We start from the raw sequence: 3334 nt of genomic DNA on the forward strand, positions 1-3334 counted from the left end.
CCAATTTCGCGCCGGCGCGCCGCTCTTCGAGGGTGTCGAGGATATCTTTCATTTGTTTCCGCCCGTGTTAGCTACAGTCCGCGTCCCGGCCGAGGCCGGGACCGCTTCGTTCGGAATGGCTTTAGCACGGCCATTTCGGAACCGGAAAGGCGCTTGTGAACGGGTTTGGGCGCCAAAACGGTAGGATTTTCCGACATCTGGGGAGACGGCAATGACCGATACGACTGCTGAGACGACTGGCGCTGCGACCGGCGGGGTGCGTACCCTGCTCCGGCTGGAGGGGCTGGTGCTGTTCGTCGGCATGACCGTGCTCTACTACAAATGGGAGGGGTCCTGGCTGATCTACGTCGTGCTGTTCCTGGTGCCGGACTTAAGCTTTGCGGCTTACCTGATCAGCCCGCGGGCCGGCGCCATCGCCTACAACGCAGCCCACACCTATATGGCGCCGGTGGCGCTGATGACGCTGGGTTTTGCCGGCGAAGGACCGCTGGTGCTCTCGATCGCGATGATCTGGCTCGCCCATATCGGGATCGACCGCGCGCTCGGCTACGGGCTGAAGTATTCCAGAGGGTTCGGCTTCACCCATCTCGGGCGAATCGGGAAAGCGCAGGAGCCGACCTAGGGCTCGCCTTCTCTTCCTGGTGCCAGGCACGGCCGGGCAAATTGACAGCGTTCGCCCCGGTTGCTGTAGTCGCGGATCATCACGACAACATCCGGGGGACGAGATGCTGACAGACTGGCGCCTGGCCGCGACCGCGATCCTGTTTTGCTGCGCCGTGCTGTTCACCTGCATCGAGACCAGCGCCCAGCAGATTCCGAAGGAGATCGCGGCGCGCACCGAGATCTACGGCATCCCCTCGCTGACGATTTCCGATCAGCAATTCCTGACCGGCGACAGCAATGGCAAGCCGGTCACCGTCGGCGGCGAATTCCGCATCGCGCAAGGCACCGGCCGGCTGCCGGTCGTGGTGCTGATGCACGGCTCGAGCGGCGTCGGCGCCGGGATGGACGGCTGGGTCCGCCATTTCAACGCCATGGGCATCTCGACCTTCGTGATCGACGGCTTCTCGGGCCGCGGCCTGACCGCCACCGGGCCGAACCAGGCGCTGCTCGGTCGGCTCAACCTGATCGTCGACATCTATCATTCGCTGGAGATCCTCGCCAAGCATCCGCGCGTCGATCCCGAGCGCATCGTGCTGATGGGATTCTCGCGCGGCGGCCAGGCCACGCTCTTTGCAAGCCTCGACCGTTTCAACGAGCTCTGGAACAAGTCCGGCGTGCAGTTCGCGGCCTACATCCCGTTCTATCCTGACTGCTCGACCAGCTATCTCACCGACACCGAGGTCGCGGCGCGGCCGATCCGGATTTTCCACGGCGCACCGGATGATTATAACCCGTTGGCAAGCTGCAAGGCCTATGTCGCGCGGCTCGAGGCCGCCAAGCGCGACGTGGTGCTGACCGAATATCCCGATTCCGCGCACGGCTTCGATGCCGGCCTGATCGGCAACAACACGGTGGTGGAAGCCACGGGATCGCAGACCGTGCGCCATTGCACCATCAAGGAAGGCGAAGGCGGCGTGCTGATGAACGCATCGACGCAGGCGCCGTTCAGCTACAAGGATGCCTGCGTCGAGCTCGGCCCGCATGTCGGCGGCAACCCGACCACCGCGCTCGAGGCCCGCAAGGCGGTCAGCGATTTCCTGCAGGCGCTGTTTAGGCTCGGCTGAGCCATACGGCCATTTTTCATTGCCGTCATTGCGAGGAGCGATAGCGACGAAGCAATCCATTTCTCAGCTTGTGGAGCCATGGATTGCTTCGCTTCGCTCGCAATGACGTGGATTGAGCAACGCGCACCGCGTCCGTCACCCGAAGGAGCGGCTAGGCGAAGCGCCGCGCGAACACCACGCAGACGACGACGAGCATGGTCGCCGCGATCATCGACCATGCAACCGGCTCGTGCAGCAGCAGCCCGGCCAGCGCGAGGCCGAAGAACGGCTGCAACAGCTGCAACTGGCCGACGCTGGCGATGCCGCCGATGGCAAGGCCGCGATACCAGAACACGAAGCCGACCAGCATGCTGAAAACAGAGACGTAGGCGAGCCCGAGCCAGGCCGGCGCGCCGATGCCCTGCCAGCTCGGCGGCAGCGTCATGATCGTCATCAAGAGCACCACCGGCGCCGAGAGCACCAGCGCCCAGGAGATCACCTGCCAGCCGCCGAGCCGCCGCGACAGCGCCGCGCCCTCGGCATAGCCGAGGCCGCAGACGACGATCGCCGCGACCATCAGGAGGTCACCGGTCAGCGACGCCGATCCGTCGCCCGACAGAGCGAAGGCACCGACCGTCGCGCTGCCGATGCAGGAGAACAGCCAGAACAGCGGCTTCGGCCGCTCGCCGCCGCGCAGCACGCCGAAGATTGCGGTCGACAGCGGCAACAGCCCGACGAACACGATCGAATGTGCCGAGGTGATGTGCTGGAGCGCCAGCGCAGTCAGCAGCGGGAAGCCGATCACGACGCCGAGTGCCACGATGATCAGCGACACTAGGTCCCTGCGCCGCGGCCATGGTTGCCGCAGCACCGCGAGCAGCACAGCGCCGAGCAGTGCCGCGATCACCGCGCGCGCCGCGGTCAAAAACAAAGGCGAGAACCCGGCCACCGCAACGCGGGTCGCCGGCAGCGAGCCGCTGAAGATAATCACGCCGAGCAGGCCGCTGCCCCAGCCGTCCAGCGAAGCGCCGCCGCTTCCCTCGCCCGCCCAGGACTTCCCCGCCAATGTCTTCGAATCGCTCATCGCGCACCTCGTCTTTCGCGGGCGAAGTTAGCGGCGACGGGCTGGCCAAGGCAGTAACGGATCAGTACAATATCGCCAAACTGTATGGGTCAAGGTAGGCATACACTTGCGGCAACCATCTAACGATCGCGCTATTTTGGCACCGAAGGCGACCCGGACCACCGACGTGATGAACGCGATCCGCGCCAGGATCGCGAGCCGCGCGCTCGCCGCCAACGACCGCCTGCCCTCGATCCGCAGCTTTGCCGCGACCATGGGCGTGTCGCCCTCGACCGTAGTCGAGGCCTATGACCGGCTCGCCGCCGAGGGCCTGATCCGGGCGCGACCGGGCTCAGGCTTCTACGTCTCGTCCGCGGCGCTGCCGCCGCTTTCGCTGGCCAAGGACCAGCCGCAGCACGACCGCGCCGTCGATCCGTTCTGGGTGTCGCGGCAATCGCTCGACGCCGCGAGCGGCGCGCTGAAGCCGGGTTGCGGCTGGCTGCCTGCCGACTGGATGCCGACCGAGGCACTGCGGCGCGCGTTCCGCGGCCTGGCGCGGGCCGAG

At 66.0% G+C, this 3334-nt stretch carries 4 protein-coding genes; 3 read left to right on the forward strand and 1 reads right to left on the reverse strand.

Annotated features, from left to right (window positions below):
* Window positions 1–211: 211 nt before the first annotated feature.
* Window positions 212–622, forward strand: a complete 411-nt coding sequence (locus H8A95_RS42165) for a DUF4260 domain-containing protein (protein ID WP_229188328.1) — start codon at window positions 212–214, stop codon at window positions 620–622.
* A gap of 103 nt (window positions 623–725) precedes the next feature.
* The gene (locus tag H8A95_RS42170) at window positions 726–1727 is read left to right on the forward strand and encodes a dienelactone hydrolase family protein (protein ID WP_229188329.1); all 1002 of its coding nucleotides are present in this window, start codon (window positions 726–728) and stop codon (window positions 1725–1727) included.
* Window positions 1728–1878: 151 nt separating this feature from the next.
* Here the strand turns inward: H8A95_RS42170 and H8A95_RS42175 are convergent, their stop codons facing one another.
* On the reverse strand, window positions 1879–2790 hold the full coding sequence (locus H8A95_RS42175) for a DMT family transporter (protein ID WP_229188330.1): 912 nt from the start codon (window positions 2788–2790) through the stop codon (window positions 1879–1881).
* A 169-nt stretch (window positions 2791–2959) separates the two neighbouring features.
* Between H8A95_RS42175 and H8A95_RS42180 the strand changes: the two genes are divergently transcribed.
* Window positions 2960–3334: GntR family transcriptional regulator (locus H8A95_RS42180; RefSeq protein WP_229188331.1), on the forward strand; the 375-nt coding region annotated here is incomplete at its 3' end.

The sequence above is a fragment of the Bradyrhizobium oropedii genome (assembly GCF_020889685.1).
Classification (GTDB): domain Bacteria; phylum Pseudomonadota; class Alphaproteobacteria; order Rhizobiales; family Xanthobacteraceae; genus Bradyrhizobium; species Bradyrhizobium oropedii.